Origin of the sequence: Curtobacterium sp. NPDC089689 (assembly GCF_044749145.1) — a bacterium.
Classification (GTDB): Bacteria; Actinomycetota; Actinomycetes; order Actinomycetales; family Microbacteriaceae; genus Curtobacterium.
The window spans coordinates 1,227,746-1,254,042 of the sequence record NZ_JBIVHJ010000001.1; the positions used below are offsets into that span (position 1 = coordinate 1,227,746).

A 26,297-nucleotide genomic window follows, 5' to 3' on the forward strand; every position below is an offset into this window, starting at 1 on the left:
GTCGCCGTTCGCCTCGACCGCTGATCGACTGCGTGCGCTACCGCAGCGTAAACGTCCCACAGCTCGCGCGACCAACCTTCGACCCATTCCTCGGTCACATCGGGTCGATGTGATTGGGGGACAGGTGCGGAGGACCGGCGGGCTCCTCTGGCTGTGGGTCGTACTCACGATCCTCGGCACCGCGATACTGGGCGTCGTCATCTTCACGCTGTTCTCCCGGCTGATACCAGTCGGGAAGAGCGGCCTGACCTCGTCCGATATTTACGACCTCACCAGATCGGCCGTAGCGGGTACCGGCATCCTCGCCGGCGCCGGCGGAGCCGTCCTCGCATACAGGGGGCAACGCGTCCGCGAGCGGCAACACGACCTCGACCTCGAGCGGCAAGCTGGTGAGTCCCTGCAGCGAGGATTCGAGCGAGAACGCGAGTTCCGGGCGCGGTACGGCGACGCGGCCGAACATCTCGGACACGATGCGGCCGCGGTGCGGCTCTCCGGCGTGTTTGCCTTGGGGTCGCTGGCGACAGACACAGACGATATCGAGCTTCGCCAATCATGCGTCGACGTGCTGTGCGCCTACCTGCGGATGCCACCACGAACACGACCCGGGACCGTCGGTGACGCGAGCAGCGGCGCCCCCGTCCCAACGACCATCGCGGACGAGGGCGATCGGCAAGTCCGCGACAGCATCCAGCGCTTGATCGCCGGCCACCTACAGCGCGGGAACGAACGGTCCCGGTGGACCGGTGTCAGCGTCGACCTGCGGGGAGCGCAACTCGTCGATGCAGACTTTAGCGGGGCAGTCTTCGACGGCCTCACCCACTTCGATGAAGCGGTGTTTCTCGAGACCCAAAGCTTCGAGGGTGCCGAGTTCCGGGCGGAAGCATCGTTCGCAGGCGCAGTGTTCCGCGGGCCTGGTCACTTCCATAGTGCGAGCTTCGCTGCCGACGCAAGCTTCCGGCGGGCCCGGTTCCAGAACGGCCTCAACCTCAGCCACTGCGGATTCGCGAAGCGATTCGTCTTCAACGGAGCGACCGTGAAGGGCGGAGCAAACTTCGACTCCACCCGGTTCTTCGGCTTCGCCGGCCTGTCGCACGTCACATTTGACGGTGCCGCCAAGTTCAGGCGCTGCGTATTCGGCCACGATCTGTACGCGCTGAAAACACAGTTCATGCAGACCACGTCATTCCGGCGTGCCGATCTACACGGCATGACGGACTTCTCTGACGCCGTATTCGTGGAGGAGCCGCTCTTCCGCGGGGCCCGGGCAGCTGTCCCGATTCGAGCCCGCGGAGCAACGTCACCTTCAGCGCCTCCTGGAACGGACATCTTGGTCGGCGTTCTGCCGTTCCGCCCGACGACCGAAGAGAGCTACCCCTTCGTAGTCCTCCAACGGTTCTTGTTCTGGAGCGTCCTCCCAGTGCAACCACCGTCAAGTCACGAATCGCGTTAGCGCCTTAGGAGGCGGCAGTCGGTGGAACAGTCCGCTTGTACGATATAGACGTGGTGGAGCAGGCGGAGGGACTTCGCGCAGACGCTGAGCGGAACCGGAAGCGGGTTGCCGAGGCAGCACGGTCCGCGTTCGCTCAGCTCGGCCCGGACGCACCGATTGTTGAGATCGCCCGCCGTGCTGGCGTGGGCACGGCGACGCTCTACCGTCGCTTCCCCACTCGAGACAGTCTTCTCGCGCTGGTGTTCGAAGAGCGCATCGGAGCCTGTGCCGAGATGCTGACCGACTACATCGCTCGAGCGGAGGCCGACCCGTGGGCGGCACTCGAAGCATATCTACGGTCACTGTTTCGTAACCAGCAGGAAGACCGATCGTTCAGCACCGCCCTTCTCCGACCGATGGTCGACGGTGGAGTCGCCGAACAAGCGCGGCAGCGCGCTCAAGAACGACTGGGAGAACTTCTCGGGCGCGCCCGCGACGCGCATACGATCCGCGACGATCTCTCGGTGAAGGACGTTGAGCTTATGCTCCTCGCACACGACGGAGTCATCGCGCACGCACAGCACAATGCCGACATCGCACGCATGCAGGACCTCCTCATCGACGCCTGCCGACGGTGAGTGTAGGCGCCCCGAGAAGCGAGATCACGTGACTTGGGCGAACGCACCCACCGTGAGCGCTCTCAGCAGAAACCGACGTCCGTCTGAGGCCCCTCTGACGGACCTGCACCTGATTCTTCGGTCGTCGGGCGCGTCCAGACGCATGCGCCGGTCACGGGATCGCAGTAGCCATCGGCTTGCCCGTCGCCCATAACGACCATGGGTGTCGTGAGTGCTTCCGGGGGTGTGTCCTGCGTTGAAGCCATGTCTAGCCCTCTCGACTCGGAAAGTGGGCGCATATGCCCGCTTCGTGTATGCTACCCAAAGTGGGCATGTGTGCCCACTTGTCAAGGGAGTGCATCGTGTCCACCATCGCCATCGTCGGAGCCGGCCCAGGTCTCGGCATGTCCATCGCTCGAGAGTTCGGATTCCACGGCTTCAACGTCGCGCTGATCGCTCGCACGCAGAACAAGCTCGACCAGCTGGTGGAGGAACTCGGCGCTGCAGGAATCGAGGCAGCGGGGTTCGCCGCCGACATCATGCAGCGAGACACACTCGACGAAGCGCTGCAGCTCGCCTCGGAACGCTTCGGCGGGATCGATGTCCTCGAGTTCTCACCCGCTCCCGGCGCCGCCGCCGCTGACGGTCTTGGCATGGTCGACGTGATGGATGTGACCGTCGAGACGATGCGTCCGCAGCTTGACTACTACCTCAACGCTGGCATCACCGCGGCCCGTGCGGTGTTGCCGGGGATGCTGGAACGGCGCTCCGGAACGTTGTTGTTCACCTCCGGTGCAGGGTCTGTGACACCCATTCCCATGATGGGCAACATCAACGCCGCCTCCGCCGCCCTGCGGAACTGGGTGATCAACCTGCACAATCCACTTCGCGAGCACGGCATTCACGCCGAACACATTGCCATCGGCGTGTACATCAACTCGGGCTCCGCCGAGACCGCCGCGGACACCATCGCGAAGACCTATTGGGACGCGTACCAGAGGCGAGACGGTGCCGAACGTGTCTACACCGTCGATGTCACAGCCCCCTGACCTCATCCCCACTACTCACTCCCCGGAGGTCCTTCATGCAAATTGAAATCTGGAGCGACATCGCCTGCCCATGGTGCTACATCGGGTCCTTCCGTTTGGATGAAGCCCTTCGGCAGTTCCCCCACCGCGACAACGTGCAACTTGTGCATCGCTCGTTCGAGCTGCACCCGGGATACCCGCTCGACGACACCATGCCGGTACTTGACATGTTCGTTCAGCGCTACGGGACCACCCGGGAGCAGGCACGAACGCAAGAGGGCCGGCTGCAGCAGGTCGCGCAGCAAGAAGGGCTTCCCTTCAGCATCGAGCGGGACTTCGGTAACACCCGGCGCGCGCATGAACTCGTGCACCTTGCTGATGAGCACGGACTCGGGCATCAGATGATGCAGACGCTGTACCGCACCCTGTTCAGCGCCGACGGCACCCTGTTCACCGAGGAAGGGCTCGTCAGCGTCGCGGTCACGGTGGGACTTGACGCAGAAGAAGTACGCGCCGCCCTCCAAAGCGGCCGCTACCGGGAGGCGGTCACCGCCGACGAAGCCAGGGCTCACGAGCTGGGAATCAGCGGCGTGCCGTTCTTCCTCATCGACGGCAAGTACGCGCTCTCCGGTGGTCAGAAGGTGTCGGCCTTCGTCGACGTACTGAACCAGGTGTGGGAGGCCGAGGAACACGTCCCTGACCCTGCTGTATAGCTAGCCCCGGCACCATTGCCTCTTCCCGCCCGGTAGACGCGGGAAGAGGCAGTGGGCTGCCCCGCGGTCAGGACGATGGGGGGTCACACCGTGGCCCCTCAGCCATCACAATTCGTACGTACCGTCGGAAGTGCAGCTCGGCACGTGCCAGCGCCCACGCCCCTCCGACGAAAGCCCACTCCTGTCTTCAGCACCTGACGCCTCGCCGGCGGCTCTCCACCAACCCATCAGCGACCACGCGCTCATCGGCGATATGCGCTCCGCGGCACTGGTCAGCAGCAACGGCACCATTGACTGGTTCTGCCCTGAGCGGTTTGACCACGGCAGCGTCTTCGGCGCCATCCTCGACACTGACAACGGCGGACACTGGTCGATCACCGCAAGCGACCCAGAAGTCAAGACCCGACAGTTCTACCTCCCAGACACCAACGTGCTCGTCACCCGCTTCTCAACCGCGGGCGGCGTCGTCGAAGTGCGTGACGCAATGCCAGTGCTCCGCGCCAACGACCCCGACCACCGCCAGCGCATCGTCCGGCAGATCGTCGGCATCCGCGGGCAACTACCGATGCAGGTCGCGCTCGTGCCGCGTCTGGATTACGGCCAAACCCGCACACACGTCGAGCGCGCCGGGATGGGCGCGCTGATCACAGGCGGAGACTGGCACCTGGTCCTGCACAGCACCGCCTCCCTCGCTGACGTGCGACCAGACGGCATCTTCACGACCTTCAACATCCACGAAGGCGACGAAGTCGGACTCACCCTCGCCATCGGCCAACGCGAAGACGTCCGCACCGGCGACACGGTGGACGCCGCTGCCCTTCTCGCAGCCACCGTCGACTTCTGGCAACAGTGGCTTCGCCAGTCGAACTACCGCGGCCGATGGCGAGAGATCGTCCACCGATCGGCTCTTGCACTGAAACTACTGACCCACGAACCCACCGGCGCCGTCATCGCAGCGCCAACGACCTCGCTGCCAGAAGTTCCTGGCGGGGAACGCAACTGGGACTACCGCCACGTGTGGGTCCGCGACGCCGCCTTCTCGATGTACGCGTTGCTGCGCCTCGGCTTCGCGGACGAAGCGGGCGCGTTCGTGAAGTGGCTGATGCACCGCATCGACGACGGCCTCGACGGAGATCTGGGCCCGTTGCGCTCGATGTACGACATCGACGGCGGGAGCGCCGCCGGCGAGTACGAACTCGACCACTGGGCAGGTCACGACGAGAGCCGACCAGTGCGTGTGCGAAACGACGCCGCGGAACAGCTCCAGCTCGACGTCTACGGGGAATTCATCGACTCCGTGTACCTGTACGACAAGCACGGCGACGGCATCGGCTACGACGACTGGAACCGCCTCCGAGCCGTCGTCGACTGGCTTGCAGATCACTGGAGTGACCCCGACGAAGGGATCTGGGAAACCCGAGCGGGACGCCACCAGCACACCTACTCGCAGATGATGAGCTGGGTCGCGTTCGAACGCATGATCCGCATGGCCCGTCGGCGCGGCCTTCCCGGCGACCTGACGAGTTGGGCCAGGACCCGCGACGCGATCGCCGAGTCCGTCCACACGGGTGGTTGGAACCAAGACCTGCAGGCGTACACACAGGCGTTCGGCGGTACCACTTTGGACGCCTCTTTGCTGCTGATGCCCGCCGTCAAGTTCCTCTCGCCCGCTGACCCGCGCTTCGCAAGCACCCTCAAGGCTGTGCAGAAGCATCTCGTCACCGACACTCTGGTGTTCCGGTACAACGTGGCCGACTCGCCCGATGGTCTCGATGGGGAGGAGGGCACCTTCTCGATGTGCTCGTTCTGGTACGTCGAAGCACTCACCCGAATCGGGCAGCTCGACGAAGCAAAGCTGGCGCTGGAGAAGATGTTCACCTACTCCAACCCTGTAGGCCTGTTCGCCGAGGAGATCGGCCTCGACGGTTCCCAGCTGGGCAACTTCCCGCAGGCGTTCACCCACTTCTCATTGATCAGCGCCGCGGTGAACCTCGATCGCGCGCTCGGGTGAGGAGCATTTCCACACCGTTCGTCGGGTCGGCACTACCCCGACGAGCCGGCCGACCTTTCAGTCCGGCCCAGACTTGAACTCGCCGTCGTTCCTTCGTCGACCGCACAGACTGCCACGAGGTGGGGGTCCGCATCTCAACCTCCCCAAACGAATCCGACGACGCTTGAGTGGCAGAGCCTCGACAGCAGCCGGCTCAGGTCCCATGTGATCCTCGCCGCCTACTGAGGTCGGTCCTGGGCAAGCCCGGAATCGTGCACTGCCGTCATGCGAATGGTCTTGCCAGCAAGAGTCTGGCAGCGTACGACGACAGTCTGGCTGGCGCTGCCAACGTCCTGACGTACCAAACAGCGCCAGCCAGGTAGCTCTTACCCCTTATCGCCGACCCGTGGCAGGTCAGACAGACGGAGATCACTGTGGCTCAGAAGGTCGTCTACGACAAAGTCGGTGGAGCCGACGAGCTTCGACTGATTGATTACATCCCGACGCAGCCCGGCGCTCGGGAAGTTCGAGTCGCCGTCCGCGCCGCGGGCGTCAATCCGGTGGATTGGAAAATCCGCTCCGGTGCGTTCGGCCCCGGGGCCGGCACCGACCGCACGATCGGCTTCGACGCCGCAGGCACCATCGAGGCGGTCGGCGCCGACGTAACCGCCTGGCAAGAGGGCGACAACGTGATCCTCGCCGACATCGTCGACGCCTACTCATCGAACGTCGTCACCAGCGAGGATCATCTCCTACCAATTCCGACGCCCCTATCCTTCGATGAAGCCGCGGCGATCGGGGTCCCCGCTGGAACCGCATACCAAGCGGTGCGATCGCTCCGGGTCAGCGCCGGCGACGTCCTCCTCGTCCACGGAGGAGCTGGCGCCGTCGGACAGGCGGCCATCCAGTTCGCCCGACGAGCGGGAGCAACTGTCATCGCGACCGCCAGCCCACAGAATCACGAACGCCTCACCGAACTCGGCGCAATCCCCGTTGCCTACGGCGACGGCCTCACCGCTCGGTTGCGAACCACTGCCGGGGTCGTCACAGCTGCGCTTGACGCAGCTGGCTCCGACGAAGCCATCGAAGCCTCACTCGAGCTTGTCGCCGACCGGAGTCGGATCGGAACGATCGTGCGCGGCGCAGACGCAAGCACCTTCGGTATTCGCGCGTGGAGCGGCGGGAGCCCGCAACCGCTCACAAACGAGGAGCTGCAGCTCCGCCGCGACGGTATTGGCGAGGCCGCGCGCCTCGCCGCGGCGGGCGAGTTCGATATCGAGATCGCCGCCCGCTTCCCGCTGGGGGACGCAGCTGCCGCGCACACCCTCGGCGAGTCCGGGCTGGTTCGCGGCAAGATCGTCCTCCTTCCCTGACAAGGTGCGCTGAGTGCATGCATCAACTGCACGTAGCGCCGACGACGCCAGCACGAAGGTCGCGGTCCAGCGAGGCCTGAACGACGGCCGCGCGGTGGTGACGGCCGCGGCGATCATCATGATCTCGGTGTTCGCGGGTTTGATCTTCTCGGACTCCTCCACGATCAAGCCGATCGGCTTCGGCTCGCGTTCGGCGTGCTGATCGACGCCTTCGTGGTCCGGATGCTCCTCATCCCGGCGGTGATGCACCTGCTTGGGAAGAGCGCCTGGTGGATCCCGAAGTGGCTTGACCGGATCCTGCCGGACGTCGACGTTGACGTCGAAAGCGCGAAGCTGCAGCGTGCGATCAGCCGATACGAGCCAAAGAGCATCGGCGTGGAACGCACGCGCAGCTGAACATGTTCTCCGCGCTGCGTTGAGCTATTTTCGGCGCACGAGGGACGAGGCTCCCCCCAGCTCGGATTCGGGCCGAGCTGGGGGGTTCGGGCCGGGACTGCCACCGCCTCTGGCTCGGACGTACTGTCGTAGTCATGAGCACGAAGGAAGACGTCAGACACTTCTTGATGTCCCGTCGCGCTGCCGTGACTCCCGAGCAAGCGGGACTGCCCAACGTGCACAGCGACCGACGAGTACCAGGCCTGCGCCGAGAAGAAGTCGCAACCCTCGCAGGCGTGAGCGCCGAGTACTACACCCGGCTCGAGAAAGGCAACATCGGAGGCGTGTCCGAGTCGGTGCTGAACGCCGTCGCGACCGCCCTGCGACTCAGCGACGTTGAACGCGAATACCTGTTCGATCTCGCGCGGGCAGCGACGGCTTCACCAACAACGCGTTCCGCGAAGCGTCCCGCCCCCACGGTCCGCGCATCTGTGCAACGCATGCTCGACTCAATGATCGTGCCCGCCATCGTGCAGACGCCTGATCAGACCATCGTCGCGTCCAACCTGCTCGCCAGAACGCTCTACGCGCCGATGTTCGCCGTGGACCCCCAACCGAACTTCGCCCGCTTCAACTACCTGGATCCCCGCTCCCAGCAATTCTTCGTCGACTGGGAATGGTCACGCCGCACCACCGCGGCAATCCTGCGCTTCGAGCTGGGACGGCACCCGCAGGACCGCGACCTGGCAGCTCTCATCGAAGAACTGCACGCCAACGAATCGTTCCGGCGGGACTGGGCGCTGAGCAATGTGCATGAGCACCGGACTGGCGTGAAGTCCTTCCGGCACCCAGACATCGGTGTACTCGAGGTGACCTTCGACGTCTTCGAGACCCCCGGTGAGCCCGGACTGAAGATGGTGACCTACAGCGCACCGGCCGGCACCGAGACCGCAGAAAAGCTCGCCATCTTGTCGAGCTGGGCAGCCGCCCAGGCCCAGCAGCCAGAACCCAGCGAACCCACCGCGTAGACCTCCACGCGACGACCAAGACGTAGCTCACTCGCACCGAGAACGGTGCGCCTACAACGACCTAAGGAGCACCATGCGCATCCTCGTCATCGGCGGAAGCGGCCATATCGGCACCTTCCTCATCCCCCGCCTTGTCCGAGGCGGCCATGAGGTCATCAACATCAGCCGCGGCAGCCGAGTGCCGTACTCGGATTCGCCCGAATGGCAGCAGGTGCAGCAGGTTGCCGCCGACCGGGAGCAGGAAGACCGCGACGGCACGTTCGCCGAGCGCGTCGCCGGCCTCAACGCTGACGTGGTCATCGACCTGGTCTGCTTCACTCTGGATTCCGCGAACAAGCTCGTCGACGGGATCCGCGGCAAGGTGCAGCACCTCATCAACTGTGGGTCCATCTGGCGAGCCGGGGTCAGCCACGTCCTGCCTATCACCGAAGCCAACCACTCGGCACCGTTTGGTGAGTACGGCATCGAGAAGCAAGCCATCGTCGAGATGCTGAAGGAAGAAAACAGCCGCGGCGAACTGACCACCACGTCCCTGCACCCTGGCCACATCAGCGGACCCGGCTGGATCCCTATCGGACCTACCGGCAACCTGGACAAGAACGTGTGGGCAGCTCTGTCGTCGGGCGCGGCGCTTCCCGTGCCTGGGCTTGGCGCGGAGAGCATGGCGCACGTGCACGCGGACGACGTCGCCCAGGCGTTCGAGCTGGCAGTCGAGAACCGCGCCGCCGCTGCCGGGGAGGACTTCTTCGTCACCGCCGCCGACGCCCTCACCGTCCGTGGATACGCGACGCTCGGTGCGTCCTGGTTTGGACTCGAACCGCAGCTGGAGCATGTCAGCTGGGAGGCGTTCCGTGCACCGCTCTCGGAACGCGACGCTGACCTGAGCTGGCAGCACCTCGTTCGCAGCCACGCATTCAGCATCGAGAAGGCGAACCGCCTCCTCGGCTACTCACCCCAGTACACCGCCGGTGAGACCGTCCTCGACTCGGTCCGGTGGCTCATCGACAACGGCGAGGTGAGCGTCGACCGTCCTCTGACGGTCTGACACAACACCGAAGCGGGTGAGGAGCGCAACGCTCCTCACCCTCTTTCGTTCTGCCTCAAACAGTCTTCTCACCCCGAAAGGTCAACCGATATGTCGGCCCCAGCCACGCGAGAGCGCGTGAAACTTCCCTTCGTCGCCTACGTGCTCGCGATGGGCACGTTCCTTATGGGCACAACGGAGTTCGTTGTCGCTGGCATCCTCCCTGAGATCGCCTCCGACCTGCACGTCACTCCCGCCCGTGCCGGACTCCTGGTCACCACCTTCGCGGTTGGCATGATCGTCGGTGCGCCCGTCATGGCGATCCTCACCCGAAAGCTCCCCAGCCGGCTGACGCTCATCCTCGCGCTTCTCGTCTTCGCCGCCGGACACCTCGTCATCGCGATAACATCCGTCTTCACCATCGTCCTCATCGCCCGATTCCTCACCGCGGTCGCCACCGGCGCGTTCTGGTCTGTGTCGATGATCGTCGCAACCCGAGCCGCCGGATCCGGAGCCGGCGCCCGCGCCGTCGGCATGGTCGTCGCAGGCGGCACCCTCGCCAATGTGGCCGGAGTCCCGATTGGAGCATTCGTCGGACAAGCCCTCGGTTGGCGCGGCCCGTTTTGGGCCCTTGCAGTCCTGTCAGCCCTGGCGACGTTGGTGATCGCCCGCCAGGTGCCTGCCGAACACGCCGACGCGAAGTCGTCGTCGCTGCGCGCCGAGTTCGCGGGACTGCGATCCGGACGCATGTGGCTCGCAATGGCCGGAAGCGCCGGCATCATGGGCGGCGTTCTGAGCACTTACACCTTCGTCACTCCGCTCCTGACGGAGCGGTCAGGAGTACCCGAACAGCTCATGCCGCTCGTGCTCATCACCTTCGGCGCGGGATCCCTCATCGGAGTCACTATCGGTGGCCGCCTCGGCGACGCGCACCCGTTCCGCACCACACTGATCGCCGCAAGCCTCACCACGGCGCTGCTAGCGCTGCTGGCCATCTTCTCCGGCTTCGCAGTACCGGCAGTCGTCCTGATCTCCCTGGCCGCACTGACCGGCTTCGCAGTGAACCCGATCACGATCTCCCTGTCCGTGACCTACGGCAAGGGTGCGCCAAACCTCGCCCCGGCACTTAGCACCTCGGCGTTCAACGTCGGCATCGCGAGCGGGTCCGGACTTGCCGGCGTGTTCCTGGAATCGCCGCTGGAACTGGAAGGCCCGGTCACGGTCGGTATCACCTTCGCCCTCATCACCGTGGTAGTCCTCGCGATCCTTGGCATGATGGAGCGACGCCGACCGCAGCTTCCCCGCGGGCACGCCGACGAGCAGGAAGAAGTTGCGGCGGCGCCCGCCCACTAACGGCGCGTTCACGACGACATGCCGAGTTGGATGCCTCCTCGATGACCGGGGAAGCATCCAGCTCGACGTGCACGCCAGCACGGAATAACCCCGTGCCAAACTGGGCGAGTGAGTGACCAGGCCAAGGAGCATGACCGGACCGACGGCAACGGTCTCCTACCAGCACCGACCATGCGAGACATCGCCGCTCAGCTCGGAGTCTCGCGCCAGCTCGTGTCGATGGTGCTCCGCGGCGTCGAAGGTCCCAGCTCACAATCGCGCCAACGGATCCTCAAGACGGCGCGTGACCTCGGCTACCGCCCGAACTCCAGCGCTCGGCTCCTCACACGGAACCGCACCAACCTGCTCGGCGTCGTCTTCTCTATGCGCAACCCGTTCCAGGTCCGATTCGTCGAGCGGTTGTTCGACCGTGCCGCCGAGCACGGCTTCGGCGTCGTTCCCGGGCCGATGACTGCTGAGCGATCCATGGACACCGTCCTCGCACAGCTGCTCGAAGAGCGCGTCGAAGGCGCAATCATCTTCAACCCCGAGCGCGATTCCGCCGTCCTCGACGAGGCCCTCGGCCGCATTCCTGTCTCGCTCATCGGCGAGTGGATCGACGATGCGACCGTCGACAACATCCACGTCGACGAGACCGCCGGGCTCAACCAAGCAGTGCAGCACCTGGTCGGTCACGGGCACTGCGCGATCGCCTATGTCGGCGGCGCGGGCGGCCGTGTCGGTCACGACCGGCAGGCAGCGTATGAGGCGGCTATGCAGGCAGCCGGTCTGGCGGACACGGTTCGGGTCTTCGGTAGCGACTTCTCCGAAGAGGGTGGCGCCGACGCCGCCCGGCGCATCGTGGAACTGGACCGCGACGCCCGGCCCACCGCCATCATCTGCTGCGGTGACCAGTGCGCAACCGGCGCACTCGCGATCTTCAATCAGCACCAGGTGGCGGTTCCGGATGAGATGTCGCTGATCGGCTTCGATGACAGCTACCTGGCGGCGCTGTCCTACCAACAGCTCACCTCCGTCCATCAGGACGTTGACGCATCCGTGGACGCGGCGCTCGCCTCTGTGCTCGAGCGTGTCGAGGGATCAACACGGCCCGCGCGTCGCATTCCGACTCGGACACGGCTGGTCGTGCGCGCCTCAACCGGTGCGCGAAGCTAACGCGTGCAGGCACGGCATGAGGGGCGCCGATTTTCTGATCGACGCCCCTCATGCCGTGCGCGGCTGACTGCCATCCCCCTGGGCCTGCCGCCCAGGGACGCCGTTACCGCACGCTCTTGATCGGCAGGACGACGGCTGCGCCGATGAAGGCGATGATCCCGGCACCCCACAACAGGACCGGGTAGTTCTCGGTACCGCCGCCGATCCCCAGCAGGAACAGGCCGATTGCTGCCCCAACGGACTGCGGGAGGGAGTTGGCGATGTTGATGACTCCGAGGTCCTTGCCGGGCTTTTCGGGGTCGGGGAGGACGTCGACGACCAGCGCGTTGTCGACGGCCACGTAGATGCCGTAGCCGAAGCCCATGACGGCTTCTGCGATGTAGAAGTGGCCGACGTCGTTCGCGAAGGCAAGAACCACCAAGCCCACGCCGAACATCAGCGTCGAACCAGCAACGAACACCTTCCGGCGGCGGAGCTTGTCCGAAAGCCAGCCGGAGATGGCGATCGCGACGAACAGCGTGATTGTGTAGATGAGCACACCGGTAGCGACTGCGGGTACCGCTGCCTTCGTGGACAGGCCGAGGTGGTCCTCCATGTACAGCAGGCGGAACGTCGTGAACAGGAACGACGCGAGGGTGATCAGGAAGCGGGACCACCATGCCAGCCCGAAGTCGGGGTTCTTAATCGGGTTGGTCCAGAAGGTCTGCACCAGGGTGAGGAAACTGAACGGCTTCGGTCGGTTCTCCGGCAGGCGATCCGGCGCCACGAGCACGTACACGACGATCGTCAGTACACCGAAGAGGCCCGGCAGGATGAAGACCAGCGGCAGGCTCCACGCGAACCACGCGGCGACGTAGGTGCCGGCGAGGATCGAGACGTTCTGCGCCAGCCCGAGGACGCTCGAAGCGCGACCACGCTGCTCTTCAGGGACGTTATCGGCGAAGTTCGCGACGAGCGCGGCGAACGCAGCGTTTGACCCGGTCTGGCACACCAGCCACGCGATAGCGAGCGTTGCGACGTTCGGTGTCACGGAGACCCAGGCAAGCCCGAGGGCAAGGACGATGATTCCGCCGAGCAGCCACGGCTTCCGCCGACCCCATCTCGTTCGGGTGCGGTCACTGAGCATGCCCCAGAGGGGATTGCCGATCACCGCTCCGATCGTGCCGATCGGCAGCACGACCGCGAGTACTTGCGCTGGGTTGTCCGGGTTCAGAACTTGCGCCTTGAGCTGCATGCTCACCATCACCGGCGACAGGATCGCGATGAAGATACCGAACTGCGCGAGTCCGATTGCTGCGATGTACCAGTTGCTGGCACGTGTTGTTGCCACCGCTGAAGTGAACGGGTGGGCCGGGATCCTCGTCGACATCGACGCCTCCTTGAGTCGGGTGCCGAGGAGCCCCACTGTTTAGCGCGTGCTAACCTCGGTGGACGCCACCTTAGCCCGCGCTAAGGAATTTGCCAACGCCGTCAGGAGAAACATGACGCTCTCGCATTTGCCAGCCCCGCACCTCTACCGCTCCGGCTCGAGTGAGCCAGCTCTTCGTTGGGGTCTGGTCGGCCCGGGGTGGATCGCCGGCGAGTTCGTAGACGCCGCTCACCGGCACACGCAGCAGCGGTTCACTGCCGTCGCCTCCCGCTCGCCGGAGCGCGGTGCGGCCTTCGCTGCCGCGCACGGCATCGAGCACGTCGTGGGATCCATCGTCGAACTCGCCGCCCGAGATGACGTGGACGCGATCTACGTCGCGACGCCGCAGAGCGATCACCTCGCGAGCGGCCTTTCCGCTATCGCTGCCGGCAAGCACGTCCTCATCGAAAAGCCCATCGCCCTGAACGCTAACGAGGCACAGCAACTTGTCGACGCAGGTCGCGCCGCCGGCGTGCTGGTCATGGAAGCGATGTGGTCCCGGTACCTCCCGCAAACATCCGTCCTCACACAGCTCCTGCACGACGGCGTCCTCGGCGAGATTAGGGCTCTGCACGCCGATCACGGACAACGAATCGACGCCGATCCCTCTCACCGTCTGTACCGACCAGAACTCGGCGGCGGAGCCCTGCTCGATCTCGGGATCTACCCGGTGCAGTTCGCGTCCTTGTTCCTCGGGACACCGCAGTCGGTGACTGCCGTGGGGACGATGACCGACACCGGTGTTGACGCGCAGTCGACGCTGGTACTGGAGCACAGCGGCGGGGCCCAGGCGACGCTCACCACGACGCTGCTGGCGCGCACGCCGACCGGCGCCGCTGTTGCGGGTTCGGAAGCGACGATCACCGTCGATCCGTACTTCTACACGCCGACCACCTTCACGCTCGCTGGCGCCGCGCACGACAGCACCGCACTGCACTGGTCGGACGAAAGCGGACTCCGAGGATTCGAAGCACTGTCCTGGGAAGCGACCGCGTTCGCGTCCTTCGTCGGTGACGGCCGTATCGAGTCCCCGGTGCACGGCCACGACGAGACCGTCGCCATCCTGCACACCATCGACCAGGCGCTCGCGCAGCTGCCCGCGCCTGCCGTCACTGTCTGATCCGGAGGAACCCGTGAGCAACCGCATCCACGACCTTGAACAGCAGGAAGCCGAACTGGTCCTTCCCCGCTTCACCCTCGATGACGCTTGGGCGCTGGGCTCGCGTCTTGTCGACATCGCGCGCCGCGAGGGCCACGGCGTCGGTATCGACATTCGCCGCCCAAACCTGATTCTCTTCCGGGCAGCGCTGCCGGGGATCGCGCCCGACCAGGAACGATGGATCGAGAAGAAGGCCGCGCTGGTGCTGCGGATGGAGACCAGCGGCGCGCTCGTCGACGCTCGACACCGCGCGGCCGGCATTGACGCGGCGTCCTTCGGCTGGCTGCCGAACGAGGACTACGCGATCACCGGCGGCTCGTTCCCGATCCGGGTGCAGGGCGTCGGCGTCGTCGCCGCAGCGACCGCTTCCGGGCTCAGCTCGGACGAGGACCACGAGTTGATCGTGCAGGGCATCCGCGAACACCTCGCGGCAACACGAGAGACGTCAGCATGAGCCCGTCGGACAGCAGCACTATTCCGCTGCGAACACTCCTCCCGAACCAGAAGACGCGCATACGCGCGTGGAACCGCGCCGATGGCTCGATCCGCACCGTCTACGAAACCTCTGATCGGCTCTTCGAGGCGCCGAACTGGACGCACGACGGCCGGCTGCTCCTCAATGCGGACGGGCTGCTCTGGACACTCGACCTCGCCGGCGGCGAACCGGTCCAGGTGAACGCCTCCGGCCTCCCCGCAGTCAACAACGACCACGTGCTGTCCCCAGACGGCAACACCATCTACGCTTCCGCCAACGACTTCCACATCTGGCAGCTCCCGCTGGAAGGCGGCACACCGACGCGGATCACACCGGAGGACGGCAGCCTGCACTTCCTGCACGGCGTCAGCCCGGACGGCGGCCGTCTGGCGTATGTGCGTCTCGTGCCGGAGGGCGACAACTGGTGGGCATCCGCCACCGTGCACACCATCGGCGTCGACGGCGTAGACGACCATGCGGTGACGACTCACCCCGGTCCCGCCGACGGCCCAGAATGGACGCCGGACGGTCAGTGGATTGTGTTCAACACCGAACAGTTCTCCTCGACTGCTGGCCACGCGCAGCTGGCGCGCATCCGCCCAAACGGTAATGACCTCGAGCAGCTGACCTTTGACGAACGCGTCAACTGGTTCCCCCACGTCGCCCCCGACGGCGACGCGGTGGTCTACCTGAGCTTCCCGCCGGGAACGGAAGGGCACCCCGCGGACAAGGCCGTCGAACTGCGGCTCGTCACGGTGAACCAGTGGACAACCCCGACCACACTTGCCGCATTCAACGGCGGCCAGGGCAGCATCAACGTGCCCAGCTGGGCGCCCGACAGCTCCGCTTTCGCGTTCGTCGAGTACCCCATCGGAGCAGACGCATGAGTGGCGTCCGCGCGGCCGTCATCGGCACCGGCATGATCGCCGGCGTTCACGTCCGCGCAGCGCGAGCGGCCGGTGCCGCCGTCATTGGTGTGCTCGGCCGGAACCGTTCCCGCTCTGAAGACGCCGCACATCAATTCGGTGTCACCAGGGCCTACGCCGACCTGGACGAGGTCCTCGCCGACCGCCCCGACGTCGTCCACATCTGCACCCCCAACGACCAGCATCACGCGCAAGCCCTCGCCGTCATCCGACACGGCATCAACGTGATCTGCGAGAAACCACTCGCGGTCAACGCGGAGCAGGCCGCCGAGCTTGCCGAGGCTGCGCGTGACGCCGGAGTCGTCGCAACCGTGCCGTTTGTGTACCGCTACCACCCGATCGTCCGAGAAATCCGCGCACGCATCGACGACGGGCTGCTGGGCCGGGTACTCGGCATCCACGGCTCCTACCTGCAGGATTGGATGCACGACGAGAACGCAGCGTCCTGGCGCGTCGACGCCGCGACGGGCGGACCTTCACGCGCGTTCGCCGACATCGGATCTCACTGGTGCGATCTGGTCGAGTTCGTCACCGGCGAGCACTTCACCAGCGTCACGGCGCACACCGACGTTGTCTACGAGACCCGTCCAGCGGCCGGCGGCCCCTCCTTCAGCAGCGGAGCTACGGCGGCACCGCACGTACCGGTCACGACCGAGGACACCGCAATCGCGACCTTCCGCACGGCGTCCGGCAGGCTCGCCAACACCGTCGTGTCACAGGTCGCGTCCGGGCGGAAGAACCGGCTCTGGTTCGAGATCGACGGATCCCTCCGTTCCGCAGTGTTTGATCAAGAGCAACCAGAGTCCGCCTGGTTCGGATCACCGACCGGCGGCGAGATCATCGTCCGCGATCCGTCGAACGGGTCCGCGGATCAGCGACGCCTCGGCGTGGTTCCCGCCGGGCACCCCCAGGGGTACCCGGATGCATTCGCCGCATTCGTCGCTGACACCTACACGGCGATCACGACCGGCGAGACGCCAGTGGGACTCCCAACCTTCGACGACGGCGCACGATCAGCGCTGATCGTCGCCGCCGTCGTCGCAAGCGCTCGATCATCGTCAGCCTCGACCGCTATCCCCGAAAGGATGCCCGCATGAAGCTCGGCATGCTCACCGCCTGCCTCCCCGGCTGGTCACTCGACCAAATCGCCGATTTCGCCGCCAACCAGGGGTACGAGCGACTCGAAGTTGCGGTGTGGCCCAGCACCGGCGGCCGCGACTTCGAAGCGTCCCACCTGCCGGTGGCGACCTTCACGGAGGAAGACGCCGTTGCAACCCAGGCAACGCTTGAGCGCACCGGCCTTCAGATCTCCGCTCTGGCCTACTACGAGAATAACCTCCATCAGGACCTCGGGCGACGCGAGGAGATCCGCAGCCACCTCAAGCACGCGATCGACACCGCGGCGCAGCTGAACGTGCCGTACGTGGGGACCTTCATCGGACGCGACAACACCAAGTCCGTGCGAGAGAACATGATCGAAGGCAACCGCGTTCTCCCCGAACTGGTCGACTATGCCGGCGAACGCGACGTCAAACTCATCATCGAGAACTGCGTCATGGAAGGCTGGCACCCGGACGGCTACCCGGGCAACATCGCTTACTCGCCAGAGCTATGGGGCTGGGTAACAGGGCTCGGCTTCGGCTTGAACTGGGACCCGTCGCACCTGACCTGGATCGGTATCGACCCGGTCGAGACGATCCTGCCGTTCGCCGAGCACATCGTGCACGCGCAGGCGAAGGACCTCGAGCTGTTTCCCGCGAAGCGGAACGAGTACGGCTTCTTCGGCAAGGTCGACAAGCAGGGCGACCCGTGGGACATGGGCTGGTGGCGTTTCCGGGTACCAGGACGGGGAACTGTCGACTGGCCGCACGTTGTCGACCGGCTCTACGAAGCGGGCTTCGACGGCACCCTCTCCGTGGAGCACGAAGACCCCCTCTGGAGCGGCACCGACGAACGAACCCTCGAGGGACTCCGCATCGCACACCGCACCCTCCGGCCGCTCATCGCGGAGGAACACTGACAATGTGATCGTGGTGCGGACGGCGTCCGGAGCCTGCGAGTGCCGTCTGATCGAAACCGCTGGAGGCGCCGGGCAATCGTCGTGCACAGATGAGCAGCTCAGGTCGATTCGCGCTGCACGACCCGCACCGGCGCCTCCAGCACATCGCCCGTCCCGTCCCGTCCCTCCGCACGCGCGACGACTCGGGCAGCAAGCGCCCGCATGTGTGCCTTCACATCGAAGCGGACGGTACTCAACTGCGGTCGAGTCAGCAGCGCGAGCTGATCGTCATCGACTCCGATGACCAGCACCTCGCGCGGTGCGTGCAAGCCCAGGTCTCGCGCTGCGAGCAAGACCGCCGCACCGTGGAGATCGTTGAACGCGCAGACGCCGACCGGTCCGGCTCCCGCGCGCAGTGCGTCACGGATCGGGCGCAATCCGTCGGCGTCGAGCGAGTCGACGAGGACGACATCTGGCTCATTCCGCCCCGCGGCTACGGCCGCGCGCACAACCCCTCGGATTCGATCGTCCCGCACCTCGGACTCGCGGACGGTGCGCGGTGCAACGACAACGATGCGTTGCGCACCACGCGCGATGAGGTGCTCGACCTGCAACGACCCGGCAAGCCCCTGGAAGTCATCTGCGGCGCGCTGACCGCCGCTGCTGTGGAACCAAGCCTCCTCGACGGGTACGAGCAGGCTCTGCAAGGACGTCCGGACCGACTTCGGAAGGTCATACATCGCAACGACTGCGCACGGTGAGACGCTACGGACAAGGACGTTTGGCGCGCTCGGGGCAGCGCCAGTCCGACTCACGACCATCGCGTAGCCACGGCCTTCGAACTCGGAGCTGAGCGTTGCGATCGCACGATCCATCAACACCGATGGCTCCCAATCGGGCTCGAGGCACAGCACCAACCGGCTCGACCCTGAGCGCAGGATCTGGGCGGCTGCGGACGGAACGTAACCCAGCTCGCGAGCGGCGGTCCGAACAGAGTCCCTCGTTGCGTCCGAGATGCTCTGCCCGGGCGCATCGTTCAGCACGAAACTCACCGTCGCGCGAGATACGCCTGCTCGTCGCGCTACATCTTGCGCCGTGACTCTGGTGCCCACGCTCTAAGTGTGGCACTCTTCTGGCGAGGAACTTACACGTGTAAGTCCTGCTTCGAACTGAAACGATTCAAGGGAGAATCATGCGTATCGATGCAGCAACAGGCCCGACAACACGGCAAGCCTGGTGGATCACCGGCGTACTCGGAATGGCTTCCTACCTCGACGCCGCCGCAATCGCCGGCACCGGAACGGCGCTCGTGCTCTATCAGAAGAGCCTCGGACTCTCAGGCGGCGACATCGGAGCGCTTTCAGCGCTGCTGACCTTCTCGATCGCGATCGGCGCGCTCGTCGGAGGCAGGCTCGGCGACCGGTTCGGGCGACGGCGGATCTTCGCGGTCACCATGATCATGTTCGCCGTCGGCGCTGGTCTTCTCACCGCAGCACCCGGCGTCGGCTTCCTCTACGCGGGGCTTGTGATCCTTGGGCTGTCATCAGGCGCGGATCTCCCCGTGTCGCTATCGATGATCGGTGAAGCAGCGCCGGCAGGGAAGCGCGGACAGATGGTCGGCTCCACGAACTTCCTGTGGGTGCTCGGCATCGTCGGGGTCATCCTCATCGGCATCTTCTTCGGCGCGCTCGGCGCCACCGGAGCGCGCATCATCTATGGGCACCTCTTTGTCATTTCGATCCTGGTGCTGATCTGCCGCAGCGGGATCCCAGAGTCCGCGAAGTGGCGGCAGGCAGCTGACACCCGCACCGCGAGCGTCGCGATCAATGGCGCAGCATCCGACATCGGCGCTCTGCGACAGCTCGCGCACTCCCGCTTCCTCCTGCCAGTGATCGCGCTCGGACTCTTCTTCGGCATCGCGAACATCAGCGCGAACACGAACGGCCAGTTCCAGACGTACGTGTACGTCAACGTCGCAGGCCTGGATGTGCCGACCGCGTCACTCTTCGGGCTGATCGGGATTGGGATCGGCTTGGCGTCGACGCTGCTGTTCGTGCGATTGGTCGACGGCGTCGGCGCGCGGAGGTGGATGCTGCGCGTCGCGGCAGTCTTGGCCATCTGCGCATTCGTGCTGCCTGCCGCCGTCGGGGTGACCCCGGCAACCATCATCACCAGCACCATTCTGTTCTCGATCGGCGGCGGCATCATGGGCGAACCGATGTACAAGGTGTGGAGCCAGGAGATTATCCCGGTCCTGTTCCGCAGCAGCGTCCAAGGCATCACCATCGCATTCACGCGGTTGCTCGCCGCTGCGATCGCGCTCGTCACGCCTGCGATAATCGCCACCGGAGCGACGAACCTGTACTGGTTCCTGACTGGCACGACCGTCATCGCCGTGACGATCGGCCTGTTCTGGTTGCCCCGATTCCAGCGCGCAGACGACGAAGCAGGCATCTCCGCCGACGGGGCCGTCCCTATCGGCGGCGTCGACGACGGTGTCGCCGTCAAGCATGGGACCGCCCAGTGATCGACAGCCCGAAGATCATGCCGACCCCGACTCCGCCACGTTTCGAACATCACACAGCACATCGTCTCGGCATCGGGGAGCGAGCACCACGACTGTCTTGGACCACGGAACCTGCGGTGTCGGAGCGGCAGCAGCGAACACGCTTCGAGATCATCCGGCAGCGACCCGGCTCGGCCGCCACGACGACGGTGGTCGAGCGGGAGGGAGACGAGCAAGTGCTGACGCCCTGGCCGGATACTCCACTGGCCGACGGCGAGAGAGTGCGGGTGCGGATCAGCGTGGACCACGGCGCAGGGTGGGGCCCATGGAGTGATCCCGGCACCGCAGAGGCCGGATTGATCGCGCCCGAATCATGGAGCGCCGCCTTCATCTCCTCGCCCGGCGCCGATCCGATCACCCGCGAAGACCCGCAGGGGCGCACGATGCGGCAGCCCCCTCGGTTCGCGCGCACCTTCACTCTCGCAGGCACGGTCGCATCCGCGCGGCTTTACATCACCGCGCAGGGCGTCGTGCAGGCGGAGGTGAACGGACACCGCGTCGGGGAGGAGGAACTCACGCCTGGATGGACCAGTTACCGTCATCGGCTGCGATACGCCACCTTCGACATCACCGATCAGCTGCAGCCGGGCGAGAACAGTCTCGGCCTGCTCGTCGGAGACGGTTGGTGGCGCGGGCACCTCGGCTTCGGCGGCGGCACCATGGACGTCTACGGCTCCGAACTCGCGGCCGCCGCGCAGCTGGAAATCTTCTATCAGGACGGCACCGCGCAACGCATCAAGACCGACGACCAATGGCGCAGCGACTACGGAGCCATCATGAGCAGCGGCCTCTACGACGGTGAACACTTCGACGCGCGACTCGACACCTTCGACTGGGCCCGCCTCACCACACGAACCGGGACACCCGTGCGCACACAACCGCTCGACGCGACGCTTCTCACATCGCCCACTGGACCGCCAGTAACGACGACCGACGAGCTGACAGCCGTCCAGATCGAAGATCGCGGCGACGGACGGTGGATCGTCGACTTCGGGCAAAACCACTCCGGCCGAATCCGTCTGCACACGCTCGGCCAACGAAACGCCACCATCACGCTCCGCCACGCAGAAGTCCTCGAGAACGACGAGCTGGCCGTCGCTCCCTTGCGAGACGCCGCCGCGACCGACGTTCTCATCACCGGTGACGAGCCCCTGCAATGGGAACCTCGCTTCACGATCCACGGCTACCGATTCGTTGAAGTGTCGGGCTGGACCGGCACACTCACCGATCAGCACATTCACTCCGCGGTCATGCACAGCGACTTGGAACGTCGGGGCTGGTTCGAGTGCTCAAACCCGCTCGTCAACCGGCTCCACGAGAACATCGTCTGGAGCACCCGGTCGAACTTCGTCGATATCCCAACCGACTGCCCGCAACGCGACGAGCGGCTCGGCTGGACCGGTGACCTGCAGGTTTTCGCACCGACCGCCTCGTTCCTGTTCGACACAACCGGATTCCTCCAGTCCTGGTTCACCGACCTCGCCGCGGAGCAAGCAGAACTGCAGTGGATGCCGCCCTGGGTGCCGTACTTCCCCCTCGAACCGTTCGCCAGCCTGCCGCGAGACCCGTCAGCGGTCTGGGGCGACGTCGCCGCCCTCACACCAGCCGTGGTCCATGCGCGCACCGGGGACCTCGACTTCCTCCGACGGCAGTACGAGTCCGCAACGCAGTGGATACGTCATGTGGAACGCGCCGCGGGACCGGATCGGATCTGCCGTCGCAGCGAGCAGCTCGGCGACTGGCTCGATCCCGCGGCAGATCCGGAGAACCCGTTCGTGGCAACGACCGACAAGTATTTGGTCGCCACCGCGTACTTCGCTCACACCGCCCACGTCCTCGCCGAGACAGCCAGTGCGCTCGGATTGCCTGAGGACGAAGCAACCTGGTCGACCCTCGCGGCGGAAGTACGTGACGCGTATGCGCGCGAGTACGTCGGCGCCGACGGGCGAATGCGTGACGACACACAAACCGCGTACGCGCTGACGACCGTTTTCGACCTCTGGCCGGACCAGGAAACCCGGGCCGCCGGAGCTGAGCGCCTGGCGGACCTCGTTCGGGCATCCAACGGGCGGATCGCGACCGGTTTCGCGGGTACCCCTCTGGTCTCCGACGCGCTGACCAGCACCGGACACGTCGACGAGGCTTACCAGCTCCTCGAGGCCACGGAGTGCCCGTCGTGGCTGTACACCGTGCTCGCCGGAGGCACCACAACGTGGGAACGCTGGGACAGCCTCCGACCCGACGGATCCCTCAACGCCGCCAGCATGACCTCGTTTAATCACTATGCCTTCGGCGCGGTCGGCGACTGGCTACACCGCACCGTCGCCGGGATCGCGCCGGCGGCACCCGGATACCGGAGCATTCGTTTCGCACCCCGCCCCGGTGGGTCCATCACATCGGCTTCCGCAACACACCACACCCCGTACGGGCCCGCACACATCAGCTGGGTCAACGTCGACGGCACCCTGCAGGTCGATATCGCCGTCCCGTCAGGCGCCGAAGGGATCGTCGACCTGCCCGGCACGGACCCTCAACCGATCGGACCCGGAGCACACCACTTCGCGCAGCCGCTCCTACAGGAGGCATGATGACCATCCGCATCGTCAACCACACCATCGACGCCGATGCTCCCGTCTCTGTCCGCGTCTACGAACCCGAACACGCCAACGGCACCGGTCTGCTCTGGATGCATGGAGGAGCGTTCATCCACGGCGACCTCGACATCCCCGAAGCTGACGCGACGAGCCGCTACCTCGCCGAACGCGGCATCACCGTCGTTTCCGTGGACTACCGGCTCGCTGTCGACGGCATCCATTTCCCGATCCCACTCGAGGACTGCCTCACCGCCTGGCAGTGGTGCACAGGCCCGGGAAACGACTCCCCGAACGTTCTCCAATGGGCCGTCGGCGGAGGATCCGCCGGAGGGAACCTCGCCGCCGCCCTCGCCGTCCGGCTCCGAGACGAACATCAGCCGCTGCCGGCGGGAAGCGTCCTGGTCTACCCGGTCCTGCACGCCGTACCACCCGAACCCGACCCGGAACTCGCTGTGGCACTGGAGGCCCTAACCGCTGAGCAACGCTTCGACCCCGAACCAGCTCGGGAACTCAGCCTCAACTACGCCGGCGACGAAGATCATCTGCTCCACCCATGGGTGTTTCCCGGCCACGGCACCGGCAATGGCCTCCCTCCCACGCTGATCATCACATCCGACGTCGACTCGCTGCGCCCATCGGGGGAACGGTACGCAGCGCTCCTCACCGACGCCGACACCCCGGTCACTCTCATCCGAGAGCACGGCTCCCTGCACGGACATCTGAACTACCCGACGACCGCGGAAGCCCAACGCACCCTGCAGCGCACCGAGCGTTGGCTGACCGCCCTCACCGATCCCCACGCGATGGCATCGGATGATGCGTCTGCGGGGGCCACCGCATGACTGTGCCACCACCTGCACACTTGAGTGCCGCAGCCCGCGAGGTCCTCGCCCGCACAGCCGGCACGACACCCTTCCCCGACCCCACGGACGTCAACGCCTGGCATCGCGTCATCGCCGCCGGAAACCAAGGTATGCGCGCGTACTTCGCCACCCTGGACCTGTCTACGAGGACGCGGCGTGAAGTGATTCGAGGAGTGGACGTCTGGGTCACGTCTGATGAAGAGGGCTCCGCGTCCGACTCGGTGATTCTCGACATCCACGGTGGTGCGATGATCCTCGGCGGCGGAGATCTCGCCGGACTCATCGCTCGCAGAAGCGCGCACGGCACAGGTCGCTTGCACTGGGCGGTGGACTACCGCATGCCGCCGGACCATCCGTTCCCGACCCCAGTCGATGACGTCGCAACTGTCCTCGATTACCTCATCGGTCGGATCGGTGCCGAACATGTCGCGGTGATGGGCGGATCAGCAGGCGGGAACCTCGCCGTCGCTGCGCTTGTTCGACGCCGCGACCAGCATCGCCCCATGCCAGCCGCGCTCATCCTCGAGGCCCCCGAGGTGGATCTCACCGAATCCGGCGACTCATTCGTCACGCTTGCCGCGGCCAGCAACACCCTGCAAAGCCTGCTTCCGGTCAATCGCCTGTACGCCGCCGGACGCGACCTCGCCGACCCGGCCCTCTCACCGCTGTTTGCAGACCTTCACGGCCTCCCGCCGACGCTGCTCTGGACCGGCACCCGGGACCTGTTCCTGTCGAACACCGTACGGCTGCATCGTGCCCTCATCGCAGCCGGAACCGAAGCGCACCTGCACGTCTGGGACGGGATGCCCCACGGCGGGTTCCCCGACGCCCCCGAAGGGCAGGAAGTGAACTCGACCGTCCGGCAGTTCCTTCGCGACCGGGGTCTCTGACCGCCCCCGGACAACGAAGGACTGCCCGACGTTCGCCCATCGCCGGTCTCGGCCGGCGCCGACGCGGTGATTCGCAGCGCCCTCACACGAATGTGGGGGTCCGCGCTTCGACCTCCCACGCCACCGTGCTGCTTCGTACAGTCAGAACGAAATCAGAGCGCGACGCGGTCCTGCCGAGCGCCGAGATCCGCCCTCGCCCGCCCGCGGCGAGCGTCATCCGTCCCGACCGCAGTTCCTCGCCGCAAGCGTCGATTGTCGGGACGCCACCTATTAGAGGGAGACGACTATGCAGTACACACGACTGGGTTCTTCGGGGCTGAAGATCAGCCGTATCGCACTTGGCACCATGGGCTACGGCGACGGATCCCGTGAAAAGTGGGCGCTCGACTACGACCAGGCGCGGCCGTTCTTCGAGCAGGCCCTCGAGCTGGGCATCAACTTCTGGGACACCGCCAACATCTACAGCTTCGGCGCGTCCGAGACGATCGTGGGCCGCGCCATCCGCGATCTCAGCAAGCGCGACGACATCATCCTCGCCACGAAGGTCAACTTCCCGATGGGCGACGGCCCGGGCGACTCGGGACTGTCGCGCAAGGCGATCCTGCAGCAGCTGGACGCTTCGTTGAGCCGGTTGGGCACGGACTACATCGACCTGTACCAGATCCACCGCTGGGACCCGGAAGTGCCCGTCGAGGAGACGATGGAGGCGCTCCACGATGCGGTGAAGTCCGGCAAGGTCCGCCACATCGGTGCGTCGTCGATGTGGGCATGGCAGTTCGCGAAGCTTCAGCACGCCGCCGAACGGAACGGATGGACCCGGTTCATCTCCATGCAGGACCAGTACAGCCTGCTGCAGCGCGGCGAGGAGACGGAGATGTTCCCGCTGCTCGCCGACCAGGGCGTGGGGAGCATCCCGTGGAGCCCCCTCGCCGGCGGCGTCGTCGCCCGTCCGTGGGGCTCTTCCGACACCGCACGTGGGAAAACGCTCACCGAGAAGGATGACAAGGGCCACCCGATCTGGCTGCCCACCGACGAGCAGACCGTCAACGCGGTCGAGCGCATCGCGAAGGATCGCGGCGTGTCCATGGCAACAGTTGCGCTGGCATGGGTGCTCCGCAACCCCGTCATCGACGCGCCCATCGTCGGTGCGTCCAAGCCGCACCACCTCTCCGACGCGGTCGCAGCGTTGGACGTCACCCTCACTGACGATGAAGTGACCGCACTTGAGGAGCACTACGTGCTCCGCGAGCCCTCCCACTTCTAAGCCGAATGACCCGCGACTCCCCGCCAATGGCCTCCTCGCCACCGGCGGGGAGTCGCGTCGTTCCCGAC

At 65.8% G+C, this 26,297-nt stretch carries 22 protein-coding genes and 1 pseudogene; 21 read left to right on the plus strand and 2 right to left on the minus strand.

Features of this window, described 5'->3' with window-relative positions:
- Positions 1-124 precede the first annotated feature (124 nt).
- From ACIPYW_RS05990 to ACIPYW_RS06040, 11 genes and pseudogenes are all read left to right on the plus strand, one after another.
- Complete coding sequence (locus tag ACIPYW_RS05990) at positions 125-1,450, plus strand: pentapeptide repeat-containing protein (RefSeq protein ID WP_400411715.1); 1,326 nt, start codon at positions 125-127, stop codon at positions 1,448-1,450.
- Positions 1,451-1,500: 50 nt separating this feature from the next.
- Positions 1,501-2,067 carry a TetR/AcrR family transcriptional regulator gene (locus ACIPYW_RS05995; protein WP_400411717.1) on the plus strand — a complete coding sequence of 189 codons (567 nt, stop codon included), beginning with the start codon at positions 1,501-1,503 and terminating at the stop codon, positions 2,065-2,067.
- 341 nt (positions 2,068-2,408) lie between these two features.
- On the plus strand, positions 2,409-3,095 hold the full coding sequence (locus ACIPYW_RS06000) for an SDR family NAD(P)-dependent oxidoreductase (protein ID WP_400411719.1): 687 nt from the start codon (positions 2,409-2,411) through the stop codon (positions 3,093-3,095).
- 35 nt (positions 3,096-3,130) lie between these two features.
- On the plus strand, positions 3,131-3,787 hold the full coding sequence (locus ACIPYW_RS06005) for a DsbA family oxidoreductase (RefSeq protein WP_400411722.1): 657 nt from the start codon (positions 3,131-3,133) through the stop codon (positions 3,785-3,787).
- Positions 3,788-3,917: 130 nt separating this feature from the next.
- The gene (locus ACIPYW_RS06010) at positions 3,918-5,798 is read left to right on the plus strand and encodes a glycoside hydrolase family 15 protein (protein ID WP_400411724.1); all 1,881 of its coding nucleotides are present in this window, start codon (positions 3,918-3,920) and stop codon (positions 5,796-5,798) included.
- A 413-nt stretch (positions 5,799-6,211) separates the two neighbouring features.
- Entirely contained in the window at positions 6,212-7,150 is a 939-nt protein-coding gene (locus ACIPYW_RS06015; protein ID WP_400411726.1) for a zinc-binding alcohol dehydrogenase family protein, read from the plus strand.
- A gap of 49 nt (positions 7,151-7,199) precedes the next feature.
- Positions 7,200-7,546: pseudogene (locus tag ACIPYW_RS06020) on the plus strand (MMPL family transporter); the annotation flags it as partial.
- A gap of 167 nt (positions 7,547-7,713) precedes the next feature.
- The gene (locus ACIPYW_RS06025) at positions 7,714-8,553 is read left to right on the plus strand and encodes a helix-turn-helix transcriptional regulator (RefSeq protein WP_400412522.1); all 840 of its coding nucleotides are present in this window, start codon (positions 7,714-7,716) and stop codon (positions 8,551-8,553) included.
- Positions 8,554-8,626: 73 nt separating this feature from the next.
- Entirely contained in the window at positions 8,627-9,598 is a 972-nt protein-coding gene (locus tag ACIPYW_RS06030; RefSeq protein ID WP_400411728.1) for an NAD-dependent epimerase/dehydratase family protein, read from the plus strand.
- A gap of 117 nt (positions 9,599-9,715) precedes the next feature.
- Positions 9,716-10,930, plus strand: a complete 1,215-nt coding sequence (locus ACIPYW_RS06035; protein ID WP_400411730.1) for an MFS transporter — start codon at positions 9,716-9,718, stop codon at positions 10,928-10,930.
- A 108-nt stretch (positions 10,931-11,038) separates the two neighbouring features.
- Positions 11,039-12,085 carry a LacI family DNA-binding transcriptional regulator gene (locus ACIPYW_RS06040; RefSeq protein WP_400411732.1) on the plus strand — a complete coding sequence of 349 codons (1,047 nt, stop codon included), beginning with the start codon at positions 11,039-11,041 and terminating at the stop codon, positions 12,083-12,085.
- A 103-nt stretch (positions 12,086-12,188) separates the two neighbouring features.
- On the opposite strand, the gene ACIPYW_RS06045 is transcribed toward ACIPYW_RS06040, so the two are convergent.
- The gene (locus ACIPYW_RS06045) at positions 12,189-13,454 is read right to left on the minus strand and encodes an MFS transporter (RefSeq protein ID WP_400411735.1); all 1,266 of its coding nucleotides are present in this window, start codon (positions 13,452-13,454) and stop codon (positions 12,189-12,191) included.
- A 112-nt stretch (positions 13,455-13,566) separates the two neighbouring features.
- Between ACIPYW_RS06045 and ACIPYW_RS06050 the strand changes: the two genes are divergently transcribed.
- The 5 genes from ACIPYW_RS06050 to ACIPYW_RS06070 are packed head-to-tail and all read left to right on the plus strand — an operon-like array spanning position 13,567 to position 18,073.
- Positions 13,567-14,613 carry a Gfo/Idh/MocA family protein gene (locus ACIPYW_RS06050; protein ID WP_400411737.1) on the plus strand — a complete coding sequence of 349 codons (1,047 nt, stop codon included), beginning with the start codon at positions 13,567-13,569 and terminating at the stop codon, positions 14,611-14,613.
- Positions 14,614-14,626: 13 nt separating this feature from the next.
- Entirely contained in the window at positions 14,627-15,106 is a 480-nt protein-coding gene (locus ACIPYW_RS06055) for a heme-degrading domain-containing protein (protein ID WP_400411740.1), read from the plus strand.
- A complete protein-coding gene (locus tag ACIPYW_RS06060; RefSeq protein ID WP_400411742.1) occupies positions 15,103-16,014 on the plus strand; it encodes a TolB family protein in 912 nt (303 codons plus the stop codon). Before ACIPYW_RS06055 ends, ACIPYW_RS06060 begins: the two co-directional genes overlap by 4 nt.
- A complete protein-coding gene (locus ACIPYW_RS06065; RefSeq protein ID WP_400412524.1) occupies positions 16,011-17,150 on the plus strand; it encodes a Gfo/Idh/MocA family protein in 1,140 nt (379 codons plus the stop codon). Before ACIPYW_RS06060 ends, ACIPYW_RS06065 begins: the two co-directional genes overlap by 4 nt.
- Positions 17,147-18,073: a sugar phosphate isomerase/epimerase family protein gene (locus tag ACIPYW_RS06070; protein ID WP_400411743.1), complete on the plus strand. Its 927-nt coding sequence runs from the start codon at positions 17,147-17,149 to the stop codon at positions 18,071-18,073. Before ACIPYW_RS06065 ends, ACIPYW_RS06070 begins: the two co-directional genes overlap by 4 nt.
- A gap of 98 nt (positions 18,074-18,171) precedes the next feature.
- Here the strand turns inward: ACIPYW_RS06070 and ACIPYW_RS06075 are convergent, their stop codons facing one another.
- Complete coding sequence (locus ACIPYW_RS06075) at positions 18,172-19,164, minus strand: LacI family DNA-binding transcriptional regulator (protein WP_400411745.1); 993 nt, start codon at positions 19,162-19,164, stop codon at positions 18,172-18,174.
- 80 nt (positions 19,165-19,244) lie between these two features.
- On the opposite strand from ACIPYW_RS06075, the gene ACIPYW_RS06080 reads away from it, so the two are divergent.
- The 5 genes from ACIPYW_RS06080 (at position 19,245) to ACIPYW_RS06100 (ending at position 26,229) form a co-directional block, all read left to right on the plus strand.
- The gene (locus ACIPYW_RS06080; RefSeq protein WP_400411747.1) at positions 19,245-20,579 is read left to right on the plus strand and encodes an MFS transporter; all 1,335 of its coding nucleotides are present in this window, start codon (positions 19,245-19,247) and stop codon (positions 20,577-20,579) included.
- A gap of 116 nt (positions 20,580-20,695) precedes the next feature.
- Positions 20,696-23,206, plus strand: coding sequence for a family 78 glycoside hydrolase catalytic domain (locus ACIPYW_RS06085; RefSeq protein WP_400411750.1), 2,511 nt, complete (start codon positions 20,696-20,698; stop codon positions 23,204-23,206).
- Positions 23,206-24,054 (plus strand): alpha/beta hydrolase fold domain-containing protein, encoded by an 849-nt coding sequence (locus ACIPYW_RS06090; protein WP_400411753.1) that lies wholly within the window; start codon positions 23,206-23,208, stop codon positions 24,052-24,054. Before ACIPYW_RS06085 ends, ACIPYW_RS06090 begins: the two co-directional genes overlap by 1 nt.
- 20 nt (positions 24,055-24,074) lie before the next feature.
- The gene (locus tag ACIPYW_RS06095; protein ID WP_400411755.1) at positions 24,075-24,965 is read left to right on the plus strand and encodes an alpha/beta hydrolase; all 891 of its coding nucleotides are present in this window, start codon (positions 24,075-24,077) and stop codon (positions 24,963-24,965) included.
- 286 nt (positions 24,966-25,251) lie between these two features.
- A complete protein-coding gene (locus ACIPYW_RS06100) occupies positions 25,252-26,229 on the plus strand; it encodes an aldo/keto reductase (protein ID WP_400411757.1) in 978 nt (325 codons plus the stop codon).
- Positions 26,230-26,297: the final 68 nt, after the last annotated feature.

Excerpts from the sequence above, each read along its gene's own strand:
- ACIPYW_RS06030 (WP_400411728.1), top strand. The coding sequence starts at position 8,627 with ATGCGCATCCTCGTCATCGGCGGAAGCGGCCATATCGGCACCTTCCTC.
- ACIPYW_RS06025 (WP_400412522.1), top strand. The coding sequence starts at position 7,714 with ATGTCCCGTCGCGCTGCCGTGACTCCCGAGCAAGCGGGACTGCCCAAC.
- ACIPYW_RS06060 (WP_400411742.1), top strand. The coding sequence starts at position 15,103 with ATGAGCCCGTCGGACAGCAGCACTATTCCGCTGCGAACACTCCTCCCG.
- ACIPYW_RS06070 (WP_400411743.1), top strand. The coding sequence starts at position 17,147 with ATGAAGCTCGGCATGCTCACCGCCTGCCTCCCCGGCTGGTCACTCGAC.
- ACIPYW_RS06100 (WP_400411757.1), top strand. The coding sequence starts at position 25,252 with ATGCAGTACACACGACTGGGTTCTTCGGGGCTGAAGATCAGCCGTATC.
- ACIPYW_RS06080 (WP_400411747.1), top strand. The coding sequence starts at position 19,245 with ATGCGTATCGATGCAGCAACAGGCCCGACAACACGGCAAGCCTGGTGG.
- ACIPYW_RS06045 (WP_400411735.1), bottom strand. The coding sequence starts at position 13,454 with ATGTCGACGAGGATCCCGGCCCACCCGTTCACTTCAGCGGTGGCAACA.
- ACIPYW_RS06050 (WP_400411737.1), top strand. The coding sequence starts at position 13,567 with ATGACGCTCTCGCATTTGCCAGCCCCGCACCTCTACCGCTCCGGCTCG.
- ACIPYW_RS06005 (WP_400411722.1), top strand. The coding sequence starts at position 3,131 with ATGCAAATTGAAATCTGGAGCGACATCGCCTGCCCATGGTGCTACATC.
- ACIPYW_RS06065 (WP_400412524.1), top strand. The coding sequence starts at position 16,011 with ATGAGTGGCGTCCGCGCGGCCGTCATCGGCACCGGCATGATCGCCGGC.
- ACIPYW_RS06090 (WP_400411753.1), top strand. The coding sequence starts at position 23,206 with ATGACCATCCGCATCGTCAACCACACCATCGACGCCGATGCTCCCGTC.